The sequence below is a fragment of the Streptomyces sp. A1136 genome (assembly GCF_004795055.1).
Lineage (GTDB): Bacteria > Actinomycetota > Actinomycetes > Streptomycetales > Streptomycetaceae > Streptomyces.
In genome coordinates, this window is the sequence record NZ_SSBJ01000270.1 from 1 (window position 1) to 582 (window position 582).

Genomic DNA, 582 nt, shown 5'->3' on the forward strand with positions numbered 1-582 from the left:
CCCGGGCGCGGGCCCTGGGCCTGAGCCTGCTGCGCCTGGACACCCGTCACGACCTGGTCGAGGCGCGCGGCCTGTACGCGAAGCACGGCTACCGCGAGGTCCCGGCCTTCCACCACCGCTCCCCGTACGCCGAGCGCTGGTTCGCGAAGGAGCTGGGGGCGGCGTAACGCCCCGTCACTCCGCCCGGCGCGGGTGGCGGGCCGCGTGGTCGCGCTTCGGCTCCGGGCTGTGCGGGCGCTCCTTGCTCGAACCGCTCGTCTCCGCCGTCAGCTCGGAGACCAGCGCGACCAGGTCGGTCGGCCGGTCCGGCCCCCACCAGTCGCCCAGCAGCTCGGCCAGCGAGTCCTCGCGGGCCTGCGCGAGCTTCACCACGGCTTCCGCGCCCGGCTCGGTCAGCACCATCTGCACCCCGACCCGCCGGACGAGGCCGCGCCCTTCCAGCTGCCGGGCCGCCTCGTTGATCACCTGCAGCGGTACGGGGGCCACCTCGGCGAGCCGGGCGGGCTCGACGGTGCCGTGCCGTTTGATGCGCAGCAGTAGCCAGCCGGCGGCCGGAAGCAGGTCGAAGCCCGCCTTCTCGGT

2 pseudogenes are annotated in these 582 nt (G+C 75.4%); one reads left to right on the forward strand and one right to left on the reverse strand.

The features are described 5' to 3' along the window. Positions 1 to 167 (forward strand): annotated as a pseudogene (locus E6R62_RS41630) (GNAT family N-acetyltransferase); the annotation flags it as partial. Between the two features lie 7 nt (positions 168 to 174). Here the strand turns inward: E6R62_RS41630 and E6R62_RS38515 are convergent. Further along, positions 175 to 582 (reverse strand): annotated as a pseudogene (locus E6R62_RS38515) (EmrB/QacA family drug resistance transporter); the annotation flags it as partial.